The sequence below is a fragment of the Bacillus sp. FSL K6-1366 genome (assembly GCF_037976695.1).
GTDB classification, from domain to species: domain Bacteria; phylum Bacillota; class Bacilli; order Bacillales; family Bacillaceae; genus Bacillus; species Bacillus subtilis.
This window is the reverse complement of sequence record NZ_CP150268.1, coordinates 2107833-2133633: the sequence shown is the minus strand read 5'-3', so window position 1 is coordinate 2133633 and position 25801 is coordinate 2107833. Positions and strand designations below refer to the sequence as shown.

At 42.4% G+C, this 25801-nt stretch carries 24 protein-coding genes and 2 pseudogenes; 18 read left to right on the top strand and 8 right to left on the bottom strand.

What is annotated here, in order from left to right; genetic code table 11:
* The first annotated feature begins 52 nt into the window (after positions 1 to 52).
* Positions 53 to 1255, top strand: coding sequence for a serine protease HtrC (gene htrC / locus MHI44_RS11145; RefSeq protein WP_015250812.1), 1203 nt, complete (start codon positions 53 to 55; stop codon positions 1253 to 1255).
* Between the two features lie 20 nt (positions 1256 to 1275).
* Positions 1276 to 1405: pseudogene (locus MHI44_RS11140) on the top strand (hypothetical protein).
* Here the strand turns inward: MHI44_RS11140 and MHI44_RS11135 are convergent.
* Both MHI44_RS11135 and MHI44_RS11130 read right to left on the bottom strand, forming a co-directional pair.
* The gene (locus tag MHI44_RS11135) at positions 1402 to 1902 is read right to left on the bottom strand and encodes a PepSY domain-containing protein (protein ID WP_339201948.1); all 501 of its coding nucleotides are present in this window, start codon (positions 1900 to 1902) and stop codon (positions 1402 to 1404) included. The pseudogene MHI44_RS11140 and the gene MHI44_RS11135 sit on opposite strands and share 4 nt — an antisense overlap.
* Before the next feature lie 160 nt (positions 1903 to 2062).
* A complete protein-coding gene (locus tag MHI44_RS11130) occupies positions 2063 to 2962 on the bottom strand; it encodes a PepSY domain-containing protein (protein WP_339201946.1) in 900 nt (299 codons plus the stop codon).
* Positions 2963 to 3173: 211 nt separating this feature from the next.
* On the opposite strand from MHI44_RS11130, the gene MHI44_RS11125 reads away from it, so the two are divergent.
* The gene (locus MHI44_RS11125) at positions 3174 to 3857 is read left to right on the top strand and encodes a response regulator transcription factor (RefSeq protein WP_038428106.1); all 684 of its coding nucleotides are present in this window, start codon (positions 3174 to 3176) and stop codon (positions 3855 to 3857) included.
* Positions 3854 to 5320 (top strand): ATP-binding protein, encoded by a 1467-nt coding sequence (locus tag MHI44_RS11120; RefSeq protein WP_339201945.1) that lies wholly within the window; start codon positions 3854 to 3856, stop codon positions 5318 to 5320. Before MHI44_RS11125 ends, MHI44_RS11120 begins: the two co-directional genes overlap by 4 nt.
* On the opposite strand, the gene rocR is transcribed toward MHI44_RS11120, so the two are convergent.
* Positions 5302 to 6687, bottom strand: a complete 1386-nt coding sequence (rocR, locus tag MHI44_RS11115) for an arginine utilization regulatory protein RocR (protein WP_003244510.1) — start codon at positions 6685 to 6687, stop codon at positions 5302 to 5304. The two genes, MHI44_RS11120 and rocR, sit on opposite strands and share 19 nt — an antisense overlap.
* A 240-nt stretch (positions 6688 to 6927) precedes the next feature.
* Between rocR and rocD the strand changes: the two genes are divergently transcribed.
* The 3 genes from rocD to rocF all read left to right on the top strand — a co-directional run bounded on the left by rocD (position 6928) and on the right by rocF (position 10723).
* A complete protein-coding gene (rocD, locus tag MHI44_RS11110) occupies positions 6928 to 8133 on the top strand; it encodes an ornithine aminotransferase (protein ID WP_339201944.1) in 1206 nt (401 codons plus the stop codon).
* A gap of 222 nt (positions 8134 to 8355) precedes the next feature.
* On the top strand, positions 8356 to 9759 hold the full coding sequence (locus MHI44_RS11105) for an amino acid permease (protein ID WP_014481465.1): 1404 nt from the start codon (positions 8356 to 8358) through the stop codon (positions 9757 to 9759).
* A 73-nt stretch (positions 9760 to 9832) separates the two neighbouring features.
* Positions 9833 to 10723, top strand: a complete 891-nt coding sequence (gene rocF / locus MHI44_RS11100; protein ID WP_003226959.1) for an arginase — start codon at positions 9833 to 9835, stop codon at positions 10721 to 10723.
* 236 nt (positions 10724 to 10959) lie between these two features.
* Here rocF and MHI44_RS11095 read toward each other — a convergent pair whose 3' ends face one another.
* Together MHI44_RS11095 and rapG are read right to left on the bottom strand one after the other, a co-directional pair.
* The gene (locus MHI44_RS11095; protein ID WP_003226961.1) at positions 10960 to 11076 is read right to left on the bottom strand and encodes a Phr family secreted Rap phosphatase inhibitor; all 117 of its coding nucleotides are present in this window, start codon (positions 11074 to 11076) and stop codon (positions 10960 to 10962) included.
* The gene (gene rapG / locus MHI44_RS11090) at positions 11077 to 12174 is read right to left on the bottom strand and encodes a response regulator aspartate phosphatase RapG (protein WP_088327346.1); all 1098 of its coding nucleotides are present in this window, start codon (positions 12172 to 12174) and stop codon (positions 11077 to 11079) included.
* 110 nt (positions 12175 to 12284) lie between these two features.
* Here rapG and MHI44_RS11085 point away from each other — a divergent pair, with 110 nt between their 5' ends.
* The 6 genes from MHI44_RS11085 to fdhA all read left to right on the top strand — a co-directional run bounded on the left by MHI44_RS11085 (position 12285) and on the right by fdhA (position 16636).
* Positions 12285 to 12755, top strand: coding sequence for a GNAT family N-acetyltransferase (locus MHI44_RS11085; protein WP_339201943.1), 471 nt, complete (start codon positions 12285 to 12287; stop codon positions 12753 to 12755).
* 141 nt (positions 12756 to 12896) lie between these two features.
* Positions 12897 to 13634, top strand: coding sequence for a YiiX/YebB-like N1pC/P60 family cysteine hydrolase (locus tag MHI44_RS11080; RefSeq protein WP_015715046.1), 738 nt, complete (start codon positions 12897 to 12899; stop codon positions 13632 to 13634).
* A 10-nt stretch (positions 13635 to 13644) separates the two neighbouring features.
* Positions 13645 to 14808 (top strand): hypothetical protein, encoded by a 1164-nt coding sequence (locus tag MHI44_RS11075; protein ID WP_339201942.1) that lies wholly within the window; start codon positions 13645 to 13647, stop codon positions 14806 to 14808.
* A gap of 15 nt (positions 14809 to 14823) precedes the next feature.
* Positions 14824 to 15072, top strand: a complete 249-nt coding sequence (locus MHI44_RS11070) for a DUF2651 family protein (protein WP_003226970.1) — start codon at positions 14824 to 14826, stop codon at positions 15070 to 15072.
* A gap of 104 nt (positions 15073 to 15176) precedes the next feature.
* On the top strand, positions 15177 to 15347 hold the full coding sequence (locus tag MHI44_RS11065) for a hypothetical protein (RefSeq protein WP_327847087.1): 171 nt from the start codon (positions 15177 to 15179) through the stop codon (positions 15345 to 15347).
* Between the two features lie 62 nt (positions 15348 to 15409).
* Positions 15410 to 16636: a formaldehyde dehydrogenase, glutathione-independent gene (gene fdhA, locus MHI44_RS11060; RefSeq protein ID WP_339201941.1), complete on the top strand. Its 1227-nt coding sequence runs from the start codon at positions 15410 to 15412 to the stop codon at positions 16634 to 16636.
* 33 nt (positions 16637 to 16669) lie between these two features.
* Here the strand turns inward: fdhA and MHI44_RS11055 are convergent, their stop codons facing one another.
* Positions 16670 to 17080 carry a hypothetical protein gene (locus MHI44_RS11055; RefSeq protein ID WP_339201940.1) on the bottom strand — a complete coding sequence of 137 codons (411 nt, stop codon included), beginning with the start codon at positions 17078 to 17080 and terminating at the stop codon, positions 16670 to 16672.
* Positions 17081 to 17264: 184 nt separating this feature from the next.
* Between MHI44_RS11055 and MHI44_RS11050 the strand changes: the two genes are divergently transcribed.
* From MHI44_RS11050 to MHI44_RS11035, 4 genes are all read left to right on the top strand, one after another.
* Positions 17265 to 17435 carry a CxxH/CxxC protein gene (locus tag MHI44_RS11050; protein WP_003219122.1) on the top strand — a complete coding sequence of 57 codons (171 nt, stop codon included), beginning with the start codon at positions 17265 to 17267 and terminating at the stop codon, positions 17433 to 17435.
* Between the two features lie 80 nt (positions 17436 to 17515).
* Positions 17516 to 17995, top strand: coding sequence for a 23S rRNA (pseudouridine(1915)-N(3))-methyltransferase RlmH (gene rlmH / locus MHI44_RS11045; protein ID WP_003243164.1), 480 nt, complete (start codon positions 17516 to 17518; stop codon positions 17993 to 17995).
* Between the two features lie 250 nt (positions 17996 to 18245).
* Positions 18246 to 20357 (top strand): AAA family ATPase, encoded by a 2112-nt coding sequence (locus MHI44_RS11040; RefSeq protein ID WP_148343403.1) that lies wholly within the window; start codon positions 18246 to 18248, stop codon positions 20355 to 20357.
* Positions 20358 to 22193 carry a UvrD-helicase domain-containing protein gene (locus tag MHI44_RS11035; RefSeq protein WP_339201934.1) on the top strand — a complete coding sequence of 612 codons (1836 nt, stop codon included), beginning with the start codon at positions 20358 to 20360 and terminating at the stop codon, positions 22191 to 22193.
* 304 nt (positions 22194 to 22497) lie between these two features.
* Here the strand turns inward: MHI44_RS11035 and MHI44_RS11030 are convergent.
* Positions 22498 to 22650: pseudogene (locus MHI44_RS11030) on the bottom strand (Pathogenicity island protein); the annotation flags it as partial.
* 548 nt (positions 22651 to 23198) lie between these two features.
* Positions 23199 to 25124 (bottom strand): fructose-1,6-bisphosphatase, encoded by a 1926-nt coding sequence (gene fbp / locus MHI44_RS11025; protein ID WP_014478521.1) that lies wholly within the window; start codon positions 25122 to 25124, stop codon positions 23199 to 23201.
* A 471-nt stretch (positions 25125 to 25595) separates the two neighbouring features.
* Between fbp and MHI44_RS11020 the strand changes: the two genes are divergently transcribed.
* Positions 25596 to 25745 carry an epipeptide YydF family RiPP gene (locus MHI44_RS11020; protein WP_014478520.1) on the top strand — a complete coding sequence of 50 codons (150 nt, stop codon included), beginning with the start codon at positions 25596 to 25598 and terminating at the stop codon, positions 25743 to 25745.
* Positions 25746 to 25801 lie beyond the last annotated feature (56 nt).

Below are 25801 nucleotides of genomic sequence, written 5' to 3'. Positions count from 1 at the left end.
GAGCTTCTAACCCACAATATAACCATATTAACGTTCTTGGAAAGGATGGAATATGGTGGATTACGAACGTGAGGAAGAACATACTACTCCTGAACAGCCAAAGAGAAGCAAAAAAGGATATTTTCTTTCAAGCCTGATTGGTGTGATTGTCGGTGCCGTATTAATGGCGTTTATCATGCCGTACCTTTCAAATGAAGGGCTGGATACGGGCGCTTTAGATCAGCAGCAGAACAATAACGGCCGGGAATCAATCAGGACGGTGAATGTCAGTGTCAACAATACGGTCACCAAGATTGTCAGCAATGTGTCGCCCGCCGTTGTCGGTGTTGTGAACATCCAAAAATCAGATATACGGGGAGAGAGCGGCGAGGCTGGGAGCGGCTCTGGCGTCATCTATAAGAAAAATGACCATTCCGCTTATGTCGTGACCAACCATCATGTCATCGAAGGCGCTTCCCAAATTGAAATCAGCTTGAAAGACGGATCGCGTGTATCAGCTGATCTTGTCGGCAGCGACCAGCTGATGGATCTTGCCGTTTTACGGGTGAAAAGCGATAAAATTAAAGCAGTCGCCGATTTCGGAAATTCAGATAAAGTGAAGTCTGGGGAGCCGGTTATTGCGATCGGGAACCCGTTAGGCCTTGAGTTTGCTGGCTCTGTCACACAAGGCGTCATCTCGGGTACGGAGAGGGCGATCCCAGTAGATTCAAACGGTGATGGACAGCCTGACTGGAACGCAGAAGTCCTGCAAACAGATGCGGCCATTAACCCTGGGAACAGCGGCGGCGCTTTGTTAAATATGGATGGGAAGGTCATTGGCATCAATTCAATGAAAATTGCCGAGTCAGCGGTTGAAGGGATTGGCCTGTCCATTCCGTCTAAGCTCGTGATCCCTGTGATAGAGGATTTAGAGAGATACGGAAAGGTCAAACGCCCGTTCCTTGGCATTGAGATGAAATCCCTAAGCGACATCGCAAGCTATCATTGGGATGAAACATTAAAGCTTCCTAAGAACGTCACCAATGGAGCGGTTGTGATGGGTGTAGACGCCTTTTCACCTGCCGGAAAAGCGGGACTGAAGGAACTCGATGTCATCACGGAATTTGACGGTTACAAAGTAAATGATATTGTTGACCTGCGAAAACGGCTTTATCAGAAAAAAGTCGGTGACCGGGTGAAGGTGAAGTTTTACCGCGGCGGAAAAGAAAAATCTGTTGACATCAAGCTGTCGTCCGCAGACCAATTAGGAAGTTAATCAAAACAGTCTGGCATCGTTTGCCAGGCTGTTTTGATATGCAAAAAAACTGAACGGGGGTCACGCCCGTTCAGTTGAAAAGGATATATCGAATATGAAGAAAAATACAAGATGGATGTTACACGTGAAACAGCAGCAAATGGCTGTTAACTGCAAATACCTCCATTCTCAGCATTCACTTTAATGGTTTGTACCGTGTGGTTGCTGCCTGTGATGGTGATGATGTACACATAGGTGCCATTTTCTTTCTTCAATGCAGAAGATGTGACGGTGCCTATGCACTTGTTCAACGCAATGCTTTGTGCTTTTGCTTTTGTGATCGCGGCTTGTTTATTTTCAACGTGATGCTTGACGATTTTTCCGCTGCTGCAGTTAATGTTAAAGGTGTGAATTTTGCCATCCTCACCAAGCACTTTAATGACATAGACATAAACGCCATCTGCTTTCTTCATTTGTGCTGATTGAACTGCGCCTTTGCACTTCTTTAAAACGACAGTTTTTGCTTTAGAGAGCGTAATAGAAGCCTGCTGCTGGGTTTGAACTTTAGCAGTGTCCTCTTTATGCAGAACAGCCGCGTGTGCGGATGATAAAGAACTGATTGAAATGACCGCGCCTAAAGCAGCTGCAGAACATATTTTCATATTCATTTGTAGGTCCTCCTTAGAAAAAGAACTGAACGCGGGTCACACACGTTCAGTTTAAAAGAGTATTTAGAAAAAGGTAGACATGAACTTAGAACTTTGTGTTAAAACAAGACTGGTGTTATACGTTGAATTTCAGTTATTTTACTGCTGGCAAGCAGTTATTTTATTTGCAAATGCTTCCGTTTTCAGCGTTCACTTTCACTGTATGTTCAGTGTGGTTTTGGGCAGTGATTTTAAACACGTAAACGAATGTGCCGTTTTCTTTCTTCAAATCAGTAGATTTCACTGTGCCTTTACATTTATTTAGTGCAATTTGATGTGCTTTTGTTTTTGTAACGGCTGCGTTTTTCTTTTGCACTTCTTGTTTTACGATTTTACCGCTGTCACAGTTGACATGAATTTTATGAGTTTTTCCATCTTCGCCAAGCACTTTGACAACGTAGATGTATGCGCCGTTTTCTTTCTTCAGTTCAGAAGATTGAACTGCGCCTTTGCATTTGTTGAGTGCGATTTGATGCGCTTTTGTTTTAGAAAGATGTGCTTGTTTCTTTTGCTCGTGTTTTGCGACTTTGCCGTTTTCTCCATTGATATGGAACGTGTGAAGGCTTCCGTCTTCACCCATTACTTTCACGACGTAAGCGTAAACACCGTTTTCTTGCTTCAGCTCAGAAGATTGAACCGCACCTTTGCAGTTTTTCAAAGCGATCGATTGGGCTTTTGTTTTGCTGATATAGCTTTGTTTCTTTTGAACATCATGTTTCACAACTTTGCCGCTGTTGCAGTTGACGTTCATCGTATGCTGTTTGCCGTCCTCACCGAGAACTTTCACAACATATACGTATGTGCCATTCACTTTCTTCATTTGGGCCGTTTGAACAGTACCTTTGCATTTGTTCAACGCAACCTGTTTTGCCTTTGCTATTGTGATGGAAGCCTGTTGCTTCGTCTCAACCTTCGTTGATGTATCAACCTTTTGAATGACAGCGGCGTGAGCAGAAGTGAAAGAACTGATTGAAATAATCGTTCCCAGTGCAGCTCCTGATAAAACTTTAGTGATATTCATGTGAGATTCCTCCTTTATTTCATTGTTGGCTGTACCAACTAAGGCAATTGTATAGGCCGAAGCTGAAAATCAAATGAGGGCTGGCTGAAAACTTGCTGAATTCAGCTGATTTTTAGGGAAGATTCAGTTTGTTTTCAGGTAAAAACGAATAATAGGAGGGGAAGGGAAAAAACTAATCAGAGGTTTATGCCAACTAAGGAGAGAGCACAGCATGAATAGGATGAAAGGCATCAAGATTTTGCTCGTGGACGATGAACCGGCGATATTAGATTTTTTGACAATGGGTCTTGAAAATGAAGGCTTTGAAGTGAAGACAGCAGCTGACGGAATGACAGCGATGAACACCGTAAAGACATTTCAGCCGCATGTGGCCATCTTGGATGTGATGATGCCCGGAATGGATGGACTGGAAGTATCAAAAATGATAAAAAAAACCGGCCATACCGCGGTTATTATGCTTACGGCCAAGGATGAGGTGGGGGTTCGGGTAAAAGCGCTGACAGAGGGCGCTGATGATTATATGATCAAACCCTTCAGCTTTGAAGAGCTGCTGGCGCGAATCTATGCGAGAATTCGGGATCACTTTCCCAACCTGTTTGAAGAATTCGCGCTCGGTCCGTTTCGAATTGATGATCGGCGCAGAGAAATCCGCTATCAGGAAGAGGTGCTCAAGCTTTCAGCAACAGAATACGAGCTTTTAAAGTTTTTGGTGCTGAATCACGGCCTTGTGCTCAGTAAAGCAAGGATTCTGGATAAAGTATGGGGGTATGATTTTTACGGAGAAGAAAATATTGTTGAAGTGTACATTCGTTCCTTGCGGGAAAAATTGAATGACAAAAAGCATGAAGTGATCCGAACGGTTCGGGGTGCGGGCTATCGGGTGGATATTGAATGAAAAAACGATTCAAAACACTGCGCTTTCAGCTTTTATTCCGTTCATTATGCATTCTCGTTCTTCTATTGGTGTTTGTCGGCGCTATGCAATATGTGTTTGGTAAACGCCTCTTATATGAAAACCGAGCTGTCAGCATTCAAAGTTATATCAACTCAACGGAGCCAACCATCTGGAATAATATTAAAACATACAAAAGCCATCCCGACAGCTCGGAAAAGTCAGATGGTGCTGTCCGTCCCGCCTTTATCTATCCGGGCGTGACCATTGTTTTTATGGATAAGAAAACAAAAGACAGTACGGTATTGTCGACCGATCCATATGCGGGAGCACCGCCAACAGTGAAAAAAAGTGTATATGATGAGGCATTAAAAGATACGATGGCCTTGCATTACAAAATCACGAAAAATGAATCCGGCGAGGAAGTGCTGATTGTGTTTCAGGCTATTACTATTGATGGAAAAGAAGCAGGCGTGATCCAAATGAGTACTTTAACAGAACCACTGAAGGACGTACTGCTCCGGCAAATCAGCATTTATTCCACGCTCTCGCTGGTTGCGCTCCTGCTCGGGCTTTTCACGTTCTTGCCTGTGGTCAGACATACGCTTAAACCGTTATCACAAATGGTACATATGATGGGAGATATTAATGCAGGAAATTTGAATAAAAGGCTTCCTGTATATCGAAAACAAATGGAAATTGATACGCTTGCCATTTCGTTTAATCGCATGCTGGAGCGGATTGAAACGTCATTTAAAGCAGAAAAAGAAGCGAAGGAGCGCATCCAGCAATTTGTATCAGACGCTTCACATGAATTGAGAACGCCTTTAACGTCCATACACGGCTTTATCGAAGTGCTGCTGCGTGGCGCCGCGCTTCAGCCGGAGCAGAGAGATAGGGCGCTGAATAGTATGTATGAAGAGTCGAAGAGAGCCACTCGGCTGATAGAGGATCTGTTGTTTTTAGCAAAAATTGATCGGGTGCCGAGCTTTGAAATGAAGAGAGGAAATCTCGATGCGCTCATAAGGGAAATGGAGCCGCAGCTCAGTCTGCTTGCAAAAGAAAGAAGACTGCAGCTGTGGCTTGAGGATGATGCTGAAGCGGTGTTTGACAGAGATAAGATGAAACAGGTCATTTTGAATTTGGTTTATAACGCGGTGCAGTATACAAATGAGAAAACCGGTGCCATCACCATCTCTCTGCAAAGAGGCAGTGACGGCGTGAGGTTGATGATAGCGGACAACGGCACAGGCATCGCGCCGGAGCATTTGCCGCATTTATTTGACCGGTTTTACAGGGCAGACCCATCCCGCTCCCGAAAATATGGAGGTTCGGGATTAGGCCTTGCCATAACGAAATCGATTATCGACAGTCACAATGGGACGATTGACGTGAAAAGTGAAATCGGCAGAGGCACTGTTTTTCTGATCAGGCTTCCTGCTCCGGATTATTCGTTAGACGAGTGAGAAAATTTCTTCAGCCGATATTGGAGGCTTTGTCTGCTGATGCCAAGCTCCTGAGCAGCTTTCGAGATGTTATGGCCGTGTTTTCTTAACACGTTCTCTATCACATATTTTTCGAAGCTTTCCATTTTTTCTTTTAAGTCCGCGGCCGGCTGGTGTCTTGGTGTTTCCGGCTCTGGGATGTCAGCCGGCTTGATTTTCATGCGGTATTGATAGGGCAGATGGGAAGCCGTAATCGTTTGCTCGTCCGTCATGAAATTCATTGCGCCTTCGATCATATGCTCAAGCTCGCGAATATTTCCCGGCCAGTCATAAGAAAGGAAAAATTGCTTCACGTCATCGCTGATGTGTTCAACATTCATTTGGAACAGATGGTTGTTTTTCTGGATGAACTCCGACGCAAGAAGCAAAATGTCTTCTTTTCGTTCCCGAAGCGGCGGGATGATCAGCGTCACGACACTCAGCCTGTAATACAAGTCCTTCCGCATTCGTTCGCCTGCAATTGCATCAATTGGATCTTCATTCATCGTGGCAATAATACGTACGTCAATCGGTGTATCCTTTGTTGAACCGATGCGCCTGATTTTCCGCTCTTGAAGGGCGCGCAGCAGCTTCGCCTGAAGGCTGAGATTCAGCGAGTTGATTTCATCTAACAGCAGCGTCCCGCCGTGGGCTTGTTCAAACAGGCCGGGCTGGTCGACAGCGCCGGTAAACGCGCCTTTTTTCGTCCCAAACAAAATGCTTTCCACAAGGCTGTCTGGCAATGCCGCACAGTTTTGCGAAATAAACGGGCCGCCAGAACGATCGCTTCCATTATGGATACTTTGCGCGAACAGTTCTTTTCCCGTGCCGGTTTCGCCTGCGAGAAGGACAGATGATGACGTACGGGTTGCCCGCTTGGCGTTTTCGATGACGTCTTGAATGGCCGGACTGGTGCCGAGAATACTGTCAAACGTATAGGTTGTGCTGCCTTTTTTGTTCATATTCTCCCTGATCAGCCGTTCAAGCTTTGTCACATCCTTGGCAATTTCAACGGCGCCTCTGATTTTGCCGTCTTGGACGATGGGATATGTATGATTGATCGTCGTAATTTCCTGGCCCTTATTATTGAAATAGCTCTGTTTGACGTTTTTAATCGTCTTGCCTTCCTGAAGAGCCTGTACCAGTGTGCTGTCCTGCTGCTTTGAAAACATAAACACATCCATCAGGTTTTTATTCAAGACGTCATGCTTCTCCATATCTTCAATCTGCATCATTTTATTGTTATAAACGATTGTGTTTCCATGCTCGTCTACCACGTGCAGGCCAACATCGATTTCATCTAAAATGCTCTGAAAAACCAATGTGAGGAATTCGCTGTCTTTGACCACTGTATGAACCTCCCTCAATTATTTTCTTAATATTGCTTCTATTTTATAAAAAAACGGAGAGGATATGCAAAAGAATTTTGCACTTGCGGGAATTTTTGCTCGAAATATCAGAATGTTTTTGCACCTTGTCCTCGAAAATTGTAGAAAACACACGAATTCTTGATTTGGCACAGAACTTGCATTTATATAAAGGGAAAGCAGGATAACATGTTGAAACAGAAAACAAGGGGGAATTCAAATATGCCAGCTTTATCTAAATCCAAAGAAATTATTGATCAGACGTCTCATTACGGAGCCAACAATTATCATCCGCTCCCGATTGTTATTTCTGAAGCGCTGGGTGCTTGGGTAAAGGACCCGGAAGGCAATGAATATATGGATATGCTGAGTGCTTATTCTGCGGTAAACCAGGGGCACAGACACCCGAAAATCATTCAGGCATTAAAGGATCAGGCTGATAAAATCACCCTCACGTCACGCGCGTTTCATAACGATCAGCTTGGGCCGTTTTACGAAAAAGCAGCTAAACTGACAGGCAAAGAGATGATTCTGCCGATGAATACAGGAGCCGAAGCGGTTGAATCCGCGGTGAAAGCGGCGAGACGCTGGGCGTATGAAGTGAAGGGAGTAGCTGACAATCAAGCGGAAATTATCGCATGTGTCGGGAACTTCCACGGCCGCACGATGCTGGCGGTATCTCTTTCTTCTGAAGAGGAATATAAACGAGGATTCGGCCCGATGCTTCCGGGAATCAAACTCATTCCTTACGGCGATGTGGAAGCGCTTCGACAGGCCATTACGCCGAATACAGCGGCATTCTTATTTGAACCGATTCAAGGCGAAGCGGGCATTGTGATTCCGCCTGAAGGATTTTTACAGGAAGCGGCGGCGATTTGTAAGGAAGAGAATGTCTTGTTTATTGCGGATGAAATTCAAACGGGTCTCGGACGTACAGGCAAGACGTTTGCCTGTGACTGGGACGGCATTGTTCCTGATATGTATATCTTGGGCAAAGCGCTTGGCGGCGGTGTGTTCCCGATCTCATGCATTGCGGCGGACCGCGAGATCCTAGGCGTGTTTAACCCAGGCTCACACGGCTCAACATTTGGCGGAAACCCGCTTGCATGTGCAGTGTCTATCGCTTCATTAGAAGTGCTGGAGGATGAAAAACTGGCGGATCGTTCTCTTGAGCTTGGCGAATACTTTAAAAGCGAGCTTGAGAGCATTGACAGCCCTGTCATTAAAGAAGTCCGCGGCAGAGGGCTGTTTATCGGTGTGGAATTGACAGAAGCCGCACGTCCGTATTGTGAGCGTTTGAAGGAAGAAGGGCTTTTATGCAAGGAAACGCATGATACAGTCATTCGTTTTGCACCGCCATTAATCATTTCCAAAGAGGATTTGGATTGGGCGATAGAGAAAATTAAGCACGTGCTGCAAAACGCATAAATCCGCACCATGGCGGGATATTCACTTCGTTTGTATAAATTTACAACAGAAAAATTAGCACTCCCTATTTGCTCAGCTACAGTATTTTAGTATAATGTATCTTTATGAGAAGAAGTGAATTTTATATTAAATAGATAGAGACTCTTTGGACAGCAAACTGGGATAGCACCATGCAGATGTTCCAGCTTAGATCCAATACAAGTTGCTGAAGGGGTGCAGAATGTGAATACAAACCAAGATAACGGAAATCAGCTCCAGCGGACAATGAAATCGCGCCACTTGTTCATGATTTCATTGGGCGGAGTGATCGGAACCGGTTTCTTCCTTGGAACCGGGTTTACCATTAACCAGGCGGGACCGCTCGGCGCGGTTCTGTCCTATTTAGTGGGCGGCTTTATCATGTTTTTGACCATGCTCTGCTTAGGAGAGCTGGCAGTCGCCTTTCCTGTGTCGGGGTCCTTCCAGACCTATGCCACGAAATTTATCAGCCCGGCTTTCGGGTTTGCGTTCGGCTGGCTGTACTGGCTCGGCTGGGCGGTTACATGCGCCATTGAATTTTTATCAGCGGGGCAGCTGATGCAACGCTGGTTTCCGCATATAGACGTGTGGATCTGGTGTCTGGTCTTTGCGGCACTGATGTTTATTTTAAATGCGATCACCACAAAAGCCTTTGCGGAATCTGAATTCTGGTTCTCAGGCATTAAAATTTTGATTATCCTTTTATTTATTATTCTCGGCGGAGCTGCCATGTTTGGCCTGATTGATCTGAAGGGCGGAGAGCAGGCGCCGTTTTTGACACATTTTTATGAAGACGGGTTATTTCCGAACGGCATAAAGGCAATGCTGATTACGATGATTACCGTGAACTTTGCGTTTCAGGGGACTGAGCTGATCGGGGTTGCAGCCGGAGAAAGTGAAGACCCTGAAAAAACGATTCCACGGTCAATCAAACAGACAGTATGGAGAACGCTTGTCTTCTTTGTGCTTTCAATCATTGTCATTGCCGGCATGATTCCGTGGAAACAGGCGGGTGTCGTGGAAAGTCCATTTGTTGCCGTATTTGAGCAAATCGGAATCCCATATGCAGCTGATATCATGAACTTTGTTATTTTAATCGCGCTGTTATCTGTTGCGAATTCAGGTTTATACGCATCGACACGTATTCTGTACGCGATGGCGAATGAAGGACAGGCCTTCAAAGCGCTCGGAAAAACAAATCAGCGCGGTGTACCGATGTACTCGTTAATCGTAACGATGGCTGTGGCCTGCCTATCACTTCTGACAAAGTTTGCGCAGGCTGAAACTGTATATATGGTACTGTTATCTTTGGCGGGTATGAGCGCGCAGGTCGGCTGGATTACGATCTCGCTTTCCCAAATCATGTTTAGACGCAAATATATCCGCGAAGGCGGGAAGATAGAAGATTTGAAATTTAAAACACCGCTGTACCCGGTGCTTCCGCTGATCGGCCTAACATTAAATACGGTCGTGCTCATCAGTCTTGCATTTGATCCGGAGCAGCGTATCGCGCTGTATTGCGGCGTACCGTTTATGGTCATTTGCTACATCATTTATCATGTCGTCATTAAAAAACGCCAGCAGGCAAATCGTCAGCTAGAGCTTTAAAAACGTTGTCCGCAAGTCATCTTTGTTATAACCCGCATAGGACATTATCTTAAATGTTGAGGTGGAATCACAGATGGATAAAACGATTTCGGTTATTGGAATGCCAATGGATTTAGGACAAGCACGACGCGGAGTGGATATGGGCCCGAGTGCCATCCGGTACGCTCATCTGATCGAGCGGCTGTCAGACATGGGGTATACGGTTGAAGATCTCGGTGACATTCCGATCAACCGCGAAAAAATCAAAAATGACGAGGAACTGAAAAACCTGAATTCCGTTTTGGCGGGAAATGAAAAACTCGCGCAAAAGGTCAACAAAGTCATTGAAGAGAAAAAATTCCCGCTTGTCCTGGGCGGTGACCACAGTATTGCGATCGGCACGCTTGCAGGCACAGCGAAGCATTACGATAATCTCGGCGTCATCTGGTATGACGCGCACGGAGATTTGAATACACTTGAAACTTCACCATCGGGCAATATTCACGGCATGCCGCTCGCGGTCAGCCTTGGCATTGGCCACGAGTCACTGGTTAACCTTGAAGGCTACGCGCCTAAAATCAAACCGGAAAACGTCGTCATCATTGGCGCCCGGTCACTTGATGAAGGGGAGCGCAAGTACATTAAGGAAAGCGGCATGAAGGTGTACACAATGCACGAAATCGACCGTCTTGGTATGACAAAGGTCATTGAAGAAACCCTTGATTATTTATCAGCATGTGATGGTGTCCATCTGAGCCTTGATTTGGACGGACTTGATCCGAACGACGCACCGGGTGTCGGAACCCCTGTCGTCGGCGGCATCAGCTACCGGGAGAGCCATCTGGCTATGGAAATGCTGTATGACGCAGGCATCATTACCTCAGCCGAATTCGTTGAGGTTAACCCGATCCTTGATCACAAAAACAAAACAGGCAAAACAGCAGTAGAGCTCGTAGAATCCCTGTTAGGGAAGAAGCTGCTGTAATAAGAAAACCCCCGCATCCCGCGGGGGTTTCAGCGTGTCGACAAACCCTCGCATTCGTTGTCAGGCCTGCGCTTCGGTGCTCACGAATTCCAAACATTCGCTGCGCTCCAATGCTCGTTCTTCCTAGACTTCAAGGGTTTTCAATCACGCTGAAAAGATGAAAGAATCCTAAAACTACAAACCGTTTTAGGATTCTTTCGTTAAATTGAACCCCCGCACCCGCGGGGGTTTTTCATTTATCCAATCATTTTCTCAGCGACTTTCATTTCCTGTGAATGGGTTTGATGGTCTGCAATAAACCAACCTGATAAAATCACCGCTGCGACGCCTGCGCCAATCAGAAATCTTTTCATTTATATAACCTCCGTTCGTTTAATCAGTTCTTCAATCTGTAATGCTTCATAAAAAAAGTGGGCAGCTTCTTTGTAAAGCTCAAGTTCCCTATACCGTTCGCCAGCCAAAATGGAAAGTTCTCTTACACTGTCATACTCTTTCTCGGACAACAAGTCATCCATATGTTGTTTGCATAAGTAAAACGTTTCCGCATGACCCCCTTCTGCATAAATGGCATATAAAATGTCTATTTTTGCCTCACATATTCTATTCGGCTCAGCAGCCAATTTTTCCTTCACTTCTTGGTAATAAGATAAGGCCTGTTCTTTCATTTTGATCTTAAACAGCTCTCGTATCAGCAGGTAGGCAGAATGATAATAATAGGCGGAGCGGGCATACTCATCGTTCTGTAAGGCCTCTTCTAATTTCGAAACCGCTTCTTCTGATTTGCCGCTTTGCGCATGAAGAAGGCCGAAGTTATGCAAAAGCTGGGCTTCAAAAAAATGATCCTCTAATTCACTCGTGATCCGAATTGCTTCGTCCAAATAAGCCTCAGCTTCTTCAAACTGGCTCATCTCTGTAAAATTGCCTGACATGGTAATCAGCGCTGAAGCCAGCTTCTTTTTATAATCAGTCTCTTCCCTGAACGTTTTGACCGCTTGCCGTGTATGATTGAGGGATACAATATTTTGTCCCAGCTTATAATAGAGCTTTCCGACCTTCAGGTGAAATTCGGCTTTCTCAATCGGATCGGGAATGTTGTCGAGATACTGCTCTGCATCTTTATACAGCCCAATGGCAATGTCATAATTATTTTTATAGGCCTCATACATGCCTTCAAACAGAAAAAAGTAATATTTCAGCATGTCAGACGTAGCATTCATATGAGAAGGCTCCTCATGCTGAAAGCCCTGTCCTCTCGCCTCGTGAAGCAAAACCTTGTGGCGCAGTTCCAATAAGGAGAAGTAGGCAAGCACCTCCTGATCCTCTTCCATGTCATCCAATAAAGGCTTCACTTCTTCAAATAAACGGGAGGATTCTTCAACTTCATGTTTCTTGATAGCAAGGTACCAATCGTTGAGCATGCTAGCGATTTCTGCGGGTGCAATCTTATTCATGTGAAACTCCTTTCTCTAGTGACTTATCAATCTCAGTTGCTTATTCTGATAGTAACACCTCTTTCTATTTTATGTAAAATCCTCTAGTCAATATATGAAGGAGAGATGATATGACAATTATGCTGAGCCCAATGCAGACAGAAGAATTTCGGTCTTATCTCACGTACACAACAAAGCATTACGCGAAAGAAAAGGTAAAAGCGGGAACATGGCTGCCTGAAGATGCACAGCTTTTGTCTAAGCAGGCGTTTACTGATCTGCTTCCGAGAGGGCTGGAAACACCCCATCACCATTTGTGGAGCCTCAAGCTGAATGAAAAGGATATCGTTGGCTGGCTCTGGATACATGCTGAACCGGAGCATCCGCAGCAGGAAGCGTTTATTTATGATTTCGGGTTATATGAACCGTATCGGGGAAAGGGCTACGCAAAGCAAGCATTGGCGGCATTAGATCAAACGGCACGCAGTATGGGAATCCGCAAGCTGTCCCTTCATGTCTTTGCCCATAATCAGACGGCGCGAAAGCTATATGAGCAAACCGGATTTCAAGAAACAGACGTAGTGATGAGCAAGAAGCTTTAACGAAAAGGGCCTGATAAAGGCCTTTTTCTGTAAACGATTTCTAAAAATTCTGTAAATAACCTAGTTACTTTCCTTATTTTCCTAATATAATGTGGGTGAGGAAATTACCTTTCCTACACTCACAAGAAAAGAGGAGATGTAATGAAGTTGAAGAAACGAGTGTCGATGTTTTTGGTAGCGCTTACAATGTGCGGCGGCCTGTTTGTTTCTCCCGCCAAAGCCGTAAAGACCACAAATTATGCTGAAGAAATTGCCGCACTGCAGCCAGGCACGACACCGGAAGAAATCATGAAATCTGCCAGCCAGATTGCCAAACAGCAGCACGTAAAGCAGGACGTTATCCTAAAACAGTTCTATAAGGAAATCACGGCTGATAAAGCAGAAGGAGACCGGCTCGCCAAGGAAAGCGGCATGTCTATCATGGGCGGGTCGTCCGGCACGAAAAAACTCCCGACAAGCGCGAAAGGCAATATCTATTACACGAACTCCTACACAGCCTACTACAATCATGGCCACGTCGGCATGTACTCCGCTGCTGACAAAATTGTTGAATCTGTCCCGGGCGACGGCGTCAGGCAGATCGCTTATAATGCCAGAGACGTGGAAGACAACTCCATTGTGCAAACCGTCAGCGTATCCTCATCTCAAAAAACAGCTGCTGCCGACTGGGCGGTATCAAAAGTCGGCGACCCATACTCATTTAACTTCGTCAATAACAGAAATACCGGCCATGACGGCGCCAAAAACTGTTCAAAGCTCCTATGGTCTGCCTTTTTGCTAAAAGCAGGGATTGATATAGACAGCAACGGAGGCTTAGGCGTGTATCCGCGCGACATCACAAGTTCTTCGTATACGACAACTATCATGACCATTTACTAAGGAGAAGGCTATGAAAAAGTGGATGATTACCATCGCCATGCTGATTCTCGCAGGAATCGCACTATTTGTCTTCATTTCTCCTCTCAAAAGCCATAAAACCGTAAGTCAGCAGGATCTCAGAAACCCCGATTTCCTGGATGACAAAGAAGTCCTGCTGTATTTTTCATCCTCTGCAGATCAAGATGCATTTGGCGGCGGGAAAAGCTACGCCCTGTTTATCAGCCAGGACGGGACGCTGTCTTCCTTTAAGATGAAGGGCCTTGAGCTGGGCTCAGCCGAGGTTCACGGCGACAGTGTGATGCTGGAGGACAAAAACAAAATTTATACGATCAAAAACGGTCTGCGCTCCCATAAAAGAACCTATCAGCACACAGGCGACAGCGCAGGCTTTCTGCAAAACACGGACGGCTTTTACACCTTATACAACTCCGGCTACGACAAAAAGAAAGAAGGATACCGCTCAGAGCTGTACCGCCAAATGGACGGAGAGTGGAAAAAAGACGTCATCCCCTACTACATCCGAGCCTCCGGTTTTCATGACGGCGCCATTTACGCACTCGTCCCGACAGCTGACGAAAAAGGCTATGAGCTCCTTCAGATTCAAGCGGATCAGAAGAAGCTCACTTATCACACGATAACGGAATGGCAGTACCGGGAAGGAGCCTCAGTCGAATCCCAGCTTGCCGTGGACGACCAAGCTGTGTATGTCATGGTTCGCGGCCAAAAAGCCCACAATCTCTATCAAATGGTCAAGATTAACAAAAAAAGCGGCAAAGTAGAGCTGCATGACATCGCCGAATACAAAAACGACGAACAAACGATATACAGCTCCATGCCCTTCAGCTTTAAAAACAGCTTTTTCCCTTATGACGGGAACCTGTATTTCATTGACGGCTTCGGAAAGGTACACAAAATCGATGCCAAGACAGGAAAAACAAGCATCGCCTTCACCCTTTCCCAGGACAAAATGAAAGCCGATTTCAAAGAAATCACCCAAAAAGGCAGCAGCCTCTATTTCTTCACATACACGTATAACAAGCCTGCCTACATTGAACAGTACAGTTTGAAAACCGGAAAGAAAATGAAAGAAAAAGAGATTAGGAAGGTAAAGGATGTCGTGACGCCGAAGAGTCATTTGAAGCTGTATGATGTTGAGGTGATGAAGAGGTTTTAAGGCAAGGAGGTTAGTATGGGAGCCATTGCCGTTTTATTTATCGTTTTTGGTTTTCCGATCATCGCAGGTGTATTTGGTATAGCGGGTCATTTTTTATTTAAGAGGTTTTGGGTGGCACCGCTCATCGTTCTTATCGCGAGCTTGATATTGTTATTTACGTTAGCTTCGGGCAATAGCTCATTCATGTTTTGGGTTGTTATGTATACGGCGATTGCGTTGGTAACCAGTGTTGTCACATTATTTCTCAGGAAATTTTTTGAGTGATCTCTAATTATGAAGAGACTGGTGTGAAGTCTCTTTTTTTGTTGAACCGAAGTTTGCAGAGGATTTTGGGTATGTTTTAGAAACGAATCTAAAGGAGGAATTACATGCGTACCAAACGGGTTATTCTTCTGGCAGTTATGATCTGCATGGTTTCGGCCATTACTGTGTTCCTGTTAAATGGGTGTAAAGTCGACTTTTTAGACATCGCCGGAACCATTATTGGCTGCTTTCTTGGCATATTTGTTGTTGTAAGAATACAGAAAAAACAGTCGTGAGAAAGGGAAAGAGTCATGCCGAACCGAAGTCATGTTCAAGGACGGAGAGTCCAAACACATGAATGGGAGGAATGGCGTTGACAGGAAACAAAGCGGTTGTGTACAAAGGCAAAGGGACTGTAGCGGTGGAGGATATCGGTTATCCGGAGTTAATCTTGAGGGACGGGCCCGGCGTCCCGAAGGCGAATGTGAATCGAAAATGTGAGCATGGGGTTATTCTCAAAGTCATTACAACCAACATTTGCGGAAGCGACCAGCATATGGTCAGAGGCCGCACAACGGCGCCAGAAGGCTTGGTGCTCGGGCATGAAATTACGGGAGAAGTCATTGAAACGGGGCGTGATGTTGAATTTATCAAAAAAGGAGATATCGTATCCGTTCCTTTCAATATTGCCTGCGGACGCTGTGTGATGTGCAAAACGCAGAAAACGCATGTGTGCCTGAATGTCAATCCGGACCGGCCGGGATCGGCTTACGGCTACGTCGATATGGGCGGCTGGGTCGGCGGCCAGTCTGAATACGTCATGGTGCCATACGCTGATTTTCAGCTTTTGATATTCCCTGATAAAGAACAGGCGTTAGAAAAGATTCTCGATTTGACCATGCTGTCCGACATTTTCCCGACCGGCTTCCACGGAGCTTACACAGCGGGCGTGCAAACAGGTTCAACCGTTTATATCGCGGGAGCGGGGCCTGTTGGCTTGGCAGCTGCACACTCCGCTCAGCTCCTAGGCGCCTCAACCGTGATTGTCGGCGATCTGAACGAAGACAGACTGGCACAGGCGAGAAGCTTCGGCTGTGAAACGGTCAACGTGCAAAAACACGACCGCCTCGGCGAGCAAATTGAACAAATACTAGGTGAACCAACCGTTGATGCCGCAGTGGACTGTGTCGGCTTTGAAGCATCCGGACACGGCAATCAAGGAGAAGCGCCTGCCGCCGTGCTGAACTCAATCATGGACGTCACCCAGGTCGGAGGCAGCCTTGGCATTCCAGGCTTATACGTGACCGAAGATCCCGGTGCAAAGGATGCGGACGCCAAAACAGGCTCACTAAAAATCCGCTTCGGACTCGGCTGGGCTAAAGCCCACACCTTCGTCACCGGACAAACACCCGCCATGACATACAACCGCAATTTGATGAAAGCGATCCTGAGCGGCGGAGCGCAAATCGCAAAAGCCGTCAATGCCACCGTCATTTCTCTGGACGACGCGCCAAAAGGCTACAGCGACTTCGACAAAGGCGCAGCCAAAAAATTCGTCATCGACCCGCATGGAACATTGAAGTAAAAGAAAAAGCCGGACGTTCTCAGAACGCCGGCTTTATTGCTGGTAATCCGTTTCTTCAAAGCGATTTCCTGTTTCGTCTTGGACAATTAAGTCCCCTTCGATTTTGTCCAGTCCAATCAAAATATAAGGGTTTTTCTCATTTGCCGTAGGAGCAGGTTTTCGTTTCACAGTTACAATCGTTTCTTTAGGTGAGAATTTGACGTCTGACACTTCAAGCTTCTTATCTTTCTCGCTGCTTCCGAGAGACACGACGACCATTTTTTTACCTTCTGATATGGTGAAGACTTGATATCCTTTTACGTCATCATGCATTTGAAGATCATTTACGTACATTTTAATATCTGTCACTTCATCAAGTCGATCCTTCTCTAACACCCAATAAGATGGCTGACAACCACCAAGCAGCAGCATGATCACAAAAAGCCAAACCCATCTAAAGCGCAAATGCAGACCTCCCCACACATCGGTTACATCCAAACTAACACACGAGCGAAATAGAGTCATCAACAGCTTGTTTGTCGAATTGTGGATAAAACTCAGCCCGAAGCACTACTAACATGTGAATAAATAGGTTATATTGAGAAGAGAACATTTGTAAAAATGGAAGAAAACATCGGAGGATTTGAACATGAAACAAGCGTATTATTCCTGTGAAGAACACATCGAAACGGTGCTGGATATGTACATAGACGACCACGAGCTGCCGCCCGAAATCAGAAAAATCGAACATACTAACAGTTTATCCACAGCCTGTGAATTATGTGGAGACCCCGCAGTATATATAGTGGGGAACGAATGATCTTACACAAAATACAGAAAAGATATCCACAATTGTGGACAACATATATGAATAACTTGTTTTTAAAGTGGGGATGACCTGTGAATATCAATATTGTGACAATCGGAAAACTAAAAGAAAAATACCTCAAGCAAGGCATTGAAGAATACACCAAACGACTTTCGGCCTACGCAAAAATCGACATCATCGAACTCCCGGACGAAAAAGCGCCGGAAAACCTAAGCGACCAGGACATGAAAATCATAAAAGACAAAGAAGGCGACCGCATCCTATCAAAAATCAGCCCCGACGCCCACGTCATCGCCCTCGCCATCGAAGGAAAAATGAAAACATCCGAAGAACTAGCCGATACAATAGATAAGCTGGCTACATATGGAAAAAGCAAAGTCACCTTCGTCATCGGCGGATCACTCGGATTGAGTGACACGGTGATGAAGCGAGCGGATGAAAAGCTGTCGTTCTCGAAAATGACGTTTCCTCATCAGTTGATGCGTCTCATACTGGTGGAGCAGATTTATCGGGCTTTTCGGATTAATCGTGGGGAGCCTTATCATAAATAGAGGAAAAATTGAGTTTCAGGAAAGATAGAGGAGAAAAACAGAGTGGGAAACATAGAGAGACAAAATATTATTAGGTTTTAGGGGGAAAACCGAGCTGCGAATCACATTCTAAAAGGGCATGCTGTAAATCATTTAAGGTTCTATTGATTTAAAGTAAATCTATATAGAATGAAATTACATTATTTCAAATATATTTTAACCGTACCTCTTACCAGTAATCTTTTGTCTTCACTAATAAAGGAGGAGGACTATGTATTTAAGTAGTTTAAGCTTATTTAATTTCAGACAGTTTAGTACAAATAATGATGGTTCACCAGGAGTTACAGTATATTTGAATCCTACATTCAATCTCTTAGTAGGTGAAAACGATTCTGGGAAAACAGCAATAATCGATGGAATTAGATATCTATTGGGTAGTGTAAGTGAAGAGTACATTAAATTCAATCAAGAAGATTTTTATAGTCCATCTAAGGATAATTATAGTGATCATTTTTATATAGAAGGAATTTTTACAGATTTAAGTGATAAAGAAGCAGGAGCATTTCTTGAGTGGTTATCGTTCGATGAAGAAGGTAAGTATAGCTTGCGATTAATCCTTAGAGTAGAAAAACGCAAAAATGAAAATGGCATTGAATATTTGGACAGAAGATTATTGGCTGGTGAAGAGGATTTTGAAAGTAGATTAGATGTAGAAGCTAGAAATTTACTAAAAGTAACTTATTTAAAACCGTTAAGAGATGCGAGTGCAGAGTTGAAACCTGGTTTTAGGTCGAGGTTAGTTCATATTTTAAAGGCGCACCCAACGTTTAAGAATACAGAACAAGAAAATCATAGATTAATAGAAGTGATGAGGGAAGCCAATAAACAAATTGAAGAGTATTTTGAGGATGAGTACATTGAGGGGCACTCTTTAATTAATGATATAGAAAATCTTTTGAGTGATTTTTATGATAATCTGGATCAAAGTAAATCAAAAGCCAAATTTGAGGTTAGTCAAACAGATTTAAATTCCATTCTTCGAAAATTAAGTTTAAATACTGAAGATGTAAATCTCGGTTTGGGTAATTTAAACTTACTATTCATAGCAACTGAATTATTATTATTAAATAACTACTTATCAACAGAGGAAATCATAGGACCAAATATAACCTTAATTGAAGAGATAGAGGCACATCTACATACGCAAGCACAAATTAGACTGATAAAATTTTTAGAAGAAGAGCTAAAGAAAGAACATAATAACAGTCAGTTTATCTTATCCTCCCACAGCACCAATTTAGTATCGTCGGTAGATCCTAAGAATATTATATTGATACATGACCAAAAAGCATATCCAATGAGTGAGAAATATACTAAGTTGGACGCAAACGATTATAAATTCTTGGAAAGATTTTTAGATTCAACGAAGAGTAATCTATTCTTTGCTAAAGGAATTATCTTTGTTGAAGGAGAGTCTGAGATGTTCTTATTACCTGCTTTGGCAAATTTAATAGGATATCCACTACATAAACATGGTATATCCGTTGTTAATGTAAGGGGTACATCATTTGAGAGATATATTAGACTATTTTCAAGGTCAAAGCTTTGGAAAGATGAGATGAAATTATCCGAGATTAACATACCGATATCGATTGTAACTGATATAGATATCAAACCCTATATTTATTATGAATTAGAGGATTTAGAGAAGAATATCTTTGTTGTTAAGAATGAGGAAAAACTGAAAGAAATACTAACATATTTATGTATCCAAGAAGATAAGATAAACGAGGATTATATTGGGAAAAAGTATTCCACATTAAGAAAATTAGCTAAAGATTTTGGATTTAAAGTGACATCAGATAATGAAGAACACTTGATATCTCTGTTAACAACCGAGATCAGTAAGGAATATTTAATTTCTGAGGCTAAGGATAAAAGAGAACTAATCAGTGATCAATATAAGAAGTACAATTGTAATTTAGGGCTATATATAGCCCCGGAATGGACGCTAGAGTATAGTTTAGCTTTTAGCGTGTTAAGAAAATTACTCTATAAAAGCATCCATACAATGAGGTATAAAAAGCCTTTTGAAGGTAGATATAAAAAAGAGTATGATGAAATGATTTGTAAAATTAAGGATCATAAAAGAAACCCTGAAATAACAGCCTATGAAATATTTAAACCGTTAAATGATAAGATCGTTTCAAAAGCAGAGGTTGCCCAAACGTTAGCTGCTGTTATTAATAATGGAATTAAAACTTCTCCAGAAAAAGCAAAGAGTTTAAGAGAGAAAGTCTTAAATGATAATTATTTGAAGTACTTAGTAGATGCAATTATTCATACCTCTAATTCAACAAATAATGTAGTGGAGGTAATGTAAATGTTAGTTAATGAAAAATATTTAGAAGAAATCGAGAAAAGATTATTACCCAAGGGTGCCAGTTTCTCTGGTCAGCAAAAAGAAGTGATTCTTAACTCAGGCTCAGCAAATGTTGTGGCAGGTCCAGGTTCAGGAAAAACAACTGTTCTTACAGCAAAATGTGCCCTATTATTAACTGGTAAAAACAGTTATACTAAGGGTACTTGTTTAATTACACATACTAATGTTGCTGTTGATGAAATTAAAATCTCACTAAATAAAATAGGTATCAAAAATATTGACTATCCAAATTTTATAGGAACTATACAAGAATTTTTCAATAGATTTTTCACAAAGAAAGCATTTCATAAGTTGTTAGGCGACAGAAGGTTTAGGGTTTTAGAAGATGAAGAGTATAGAGAACTTTTTGAGGAGTATTTCGAAATAAATAAACCACATTGGTATACATATCGAACTCCAAATGTATTCAATTGCAATCCAAAACTTAGAATAAATGGAGACTCTTCATTCCATATTATTAGTAATGCAAACTCATCTTATAAAGAAGGCCTTGAGAAAAGTATTGAACAACTATTTAAGAAAGGGTTAGTAACTAATAAGCAGTGTCTTGAATTAGCAAATTGGTACATCAATAATAATAGAGACCTGATAAGGAAAGCCATATCCCAAAGATTTCATTTTGTATTGCTTGATGAGGCCCAAGATACTAATGAATTGCAATATACATTATTGAATGAGATTTTTTATGATAATGATCTCTCTTTCCAAAGATATGGTGATCCGTATCAAGCCTTATATAATATTTATGAAGACAATAGTGATGCCTGGGTTCCTTCAGAAGAGTTAGAGGTGATGCCTAGGTATGATATTTCAGAGACTTCTAGGTTTAGTGAAGATATTGCGAAAGTTGTCAGAAACTTATGTATAGAAAAATATCACAATTTTCGTTCTCTAAACACAGTAGATTCATTTAAACCACATTTTATAATATATGAAAATAATGAAGATTTAGTTAATACTTATAGAAATCTTATCAGTGAAAAAAGTAGTGTTTCTGAAATATTTTCGAGTTCTACTAAAAAAGATGCTATCTTATCGGTTAAACATGATGATTTGACCGAGATATTTAGCTTTTATACTAAGCCAACTGTAAAGGTCAAAAAAAGCCAAAGTAGAGTTAAACAAACATATGATTATTTTCTTGGTTTAATTGCAAAAGCTCAAAATATATCAGTCAAAGAGATCAAGGGTATGTTGGAAAATAATCATAATTGTAAGTCATTCTTGAGTTTGGGCGTAAAAAGTTTGTTGCTTGGTAAGGAGATAAATGAAGTTCAATTATATGTAGAAAAAACACTTGCTGAATTATCTCGTACTCTAGAAGTAGAATTATCGATTATAAACTTACGAGACCATATAGGGAATTTCCAACTGGAAATACCAACTACTGCATCCGAGCAAATGGAAAGTATTAAGGACGAATTTTATGTTGGTACCATTCACTCTGTAAAGGGAGAAACTCATCGCTCTACTTTACTTCTATTGAACTCAGTTTTTGAAGACTTTTCAAGTGGTAACAGCTACAATATTGTTGAATTAATTAGAGAGTATTTAGTAGGTAACTATCAAGAGCCTTATCTAATAAAAGATGGAATTAAACAGTCCGAAACATATAAAGCTCTAAAATTAGCATATGTAGCTTTAAGTAGACCTTCTCATTTAATTACAATAGGTATTCCAAAAGATTTAGCAGATAAAGAGTTTTTGGGTGATTTATGTAATTTTGGATGGGTCCGATATCAGATGGAAAAGGAAAGTATCGGTATAATAAATTAAAGGACTTAAACAGTTTACTTTAATCTTTTTGTTTTAATCTAATAATATATACTTATCCTTGGTGGTTTCTATTATTGCACTTTTTATAGATACCTTAAAAGATCTTCAACGTCAGAAACGCTATCTTTCAGGAAAATCGAAGTGATTGAATGTAACCGAATACAAACTTCTTGATCGGAGAGGTGTTTTTGGCGTTATTTTTTTGAATGCGGAACGTAGCAAAGGTAGATGTTTATATCGTCATTGAAGACATTAATCAATTCACCATAAAGTAAATACAAATATCCAGATTCCAAACGTGCCTTTTGATCTTTTGTACTAGTGTAACGGGAACAGTATTTTTATTAATTGATCTTTTAGGGAGAATTTGCTTCTCGCCAGTTACGTGATCTTTCAGGGTTGCGTTCCCTTCAACGTCAATATGAACATCTGCATGATCGAACGTCATCTTAAGCTCTATCGTTGAGGTTTGGAACTTTTTGTATGTATCTTAGTATTCAGCGGTATCTCCAGCATTAGGTAAAACCAGGTGGTTAATGTACTTACGCTTAAACTTCCTTTTTGTTTGTTCAATTAAAATAAGTATCCTAAACTTTTTAAGAGAAATTAATCTTATATGACTTCTATTAGTTCAGGTTTGTATATTCAAGGTAAGGGCTCTATTATCATCGAAAGTCTAAAATACGAAGTAGAAACCGGCTTTTAACGCCGCAGCAGACGAATGGGTATTTTCAAGAAATGTGCTACCTTCAAAATGCAACGTCTGTACCAGCTCCGTCATTCTTTTTCATGTTTATAAATAACCTCATGTAATCTTCTTCGGGTTTGTTTGATACCCGGATTTTAATTTATGTTTGTACAAAGTAGCTTCTTCCTTTATTTGCACTGGTATTTTTTAAGGATTTTATGACGAATAGATAACCATACTTGTTAGCAATTTTCTGTGCTAAATGAGAAATCGAAAAAAAGAGCCCAGAGAATATCTCTGAACCCCCTCCATACACCTCACTTCATATACCGATACTCCCGCAAACTCTCCAAAATCGCAACTTCCTGCAGCAATTCCTCACCAACATTCGTTTCCTTCACTTTCTTCCGCTCAAGCTCTTTGTCCACTAAGCGTTTCACGGTTAAGACATCGGTTCCGGTGCTTAGGACTTCTGCCTTGGAGTTGAAGTGTTTATGGGCGACGAGCTGCATGCCGTAGGAGTTGTATAGCAGCGTGTAGCCTGCGATGCCTGTTGTGGATTGGTAGGCCTTGGAGAAGCCGCCGTCGATGACGATCATTTTTCCGTTTGCTTTGATTGGGTCTTCTCCTTCGATTTCTTTTACGGGTGTATGGCCGTTGATGATATGGCCATGATCTGGATTGAGGCCGAATTCTGCCAGGATGTTTCGGCAGGTTGCCTCGTCTTCGCGTAAATAATAATACGGGTTTTTCTTTTCTTTATGTGTTTCCTTTTCTTTAATGAAATACCGCTCAAATGTTGTCATGGCGCGTTTTCCGAAGAGGGAGGAGTACTCGCCTGTCCATAAATACCAGGCCATATCTGTCGCCAGGTCATCGGTTTCTTCCGGGTGGGCAAAGGCTTCTCGCAAGAACCGTTCAAATACATCGAGCAGCTCACGGCCCGCATACGGTTTATCCTCAATCATCATCGTTTCCATATTGCCGTTTTCATCGACAGGAATACAGCCGTGAATTAGCAGGTTGCCGTTATATTTTAAATAAAGGCTGCCTTTTTTCATCATAAAATTCATATGGCGGCCCAGCTTTTCGGAATGCTGGACAGAGAATAGCAGCTTGTCTATGACTTCTGCTTCTTCTTCTAATAGCTGGTCAGGCTGCTCCGGATTAATCGTCGCAAAGCAGGTGTTTTCCAGTTGATATGTTTTTCCGTTTAGCGTGATTTCGTTTTTGTCGTAATCTATTTTCTCTAATAACAGCCGCTCTTCCATATTAAAGTTCGGCCGTCTCTTGATAATCGGGCTCTCAAGCTTGAATTGGATCATGGCAATCGCTTGATGGATTTTTGTGATTTGCTTAATCTCATCCTCTGGCCTGTTGTCGTCTGCTTTTGGACGGAACGCTGGGTTATCATCATAATATTTTTCGGCCAGGTTTAGCAGCGGTCTCAGGTTGATGCCGTACACGTCTTCAATAATATCCAGGTTGTCGTAGCGGGCACAGATGCGGATAATATTGGCCAAGCACACTTTGGAACCGGCATAGGCGCCGATCCAAAGGACATCGTGATTTCCCCACTGAATATCGACAGAATGATAGTTGATCAGTTCTTCCATAATCCTATCCGGCTGCGGTCCGCGGTCGTAAATATCGCCGACCACATGCAGATGGTCGACCACCAGCCGCTGAACGCTGTAAGCAAGGCCGGTGATCAGCTTATCGGCTTGGCCAAGTTCAATGATCTGATCAATGATTTCGGAGTAATATTGCTCCTTGTTGCCAGCTTGTTCTGTTTTGTATAACAGCTCCTCCGTAATATAAGCAAATTGGGCAGGCAGTGCTTTGCGCAATTTGGAGCGGGTATACTTGGAGGAGCAATATGAAACGAGCTTAATCATTCGATGAATCGTTTCTTTATACCACTCGTTTAACGCTTCTTTCGCATCAAAGTCATGTTTGATTAACTTCAGCTTGTCTTCCGGATAATAGACCAATGCTGCTAATTCATCGATTTCTCTATCGTAAATGACACCGCTGAAGATGTCGCGTATCTTCTCTTTGACTCGTCCTGAACCATTGCGCAGCACGTGCTGGAATGCCTGATACTCCCCGTGCAAATCACTGACAAAATGCTCAGTGCCCTTTGGCAGGTTCAATATCGCTTTCAAATTAATGATTTCTGTTACCACTTTTTCTTCACAATCGTATTTTTGCGCGAGTAGATCTAGATACTTGCTTTCCAAAACCGTCCATCCCCTTTTTAGAATAAACCCCTATTTATGAGCATGTGCATGATAAGGTGAATTTAAAAGTATGACATTGTTTTTCATCATTGGACCTTTATATGATAGTACCGCATAACTGCTTTTAGAGACAATTAAAACGAGAGAAAGAGGTGCCAAATGGGGGAAGCAAGAGCTTAAAACAGCTTTTCAGTACAGGTTGGTTTAGGGTAAGATTGTTTGCCTCATTTCTTCCACTTAAAATCTTTATATCCCTTAACTAGTGTAGTCAATATTGATGTTTTACTTTTCATTACGAAGCTTTAAATCAAACTATGGCCTTTCATTCGGTATAGCTTAGAGGGGCTAGAGGACTATAGGCTTTATATACCAAGAATAGTGACATTTTTCAGATTTTTTAGGTACAATATATTGACATGTATTGAATCATATAGAATAATTGCTTTATATTAGAAAAGAAGGAGGGATAATATGAAAAAGGAAAACACTAACAATGAGACTGTGAAAAACTTAGAATTTAAGGGTCTATTAGATGAATCACAAAAGCTAGCAAAAGTGAATGATCTTTGGTATTTTGTAAAATCAAAAGAAAATCGCTGGATTCTTGGAAGTGGTCATTAATTAGAGGGGTACAAAGGAGAGTCTAACTCTCCTTTACCATTTGTTGGGGGATATTT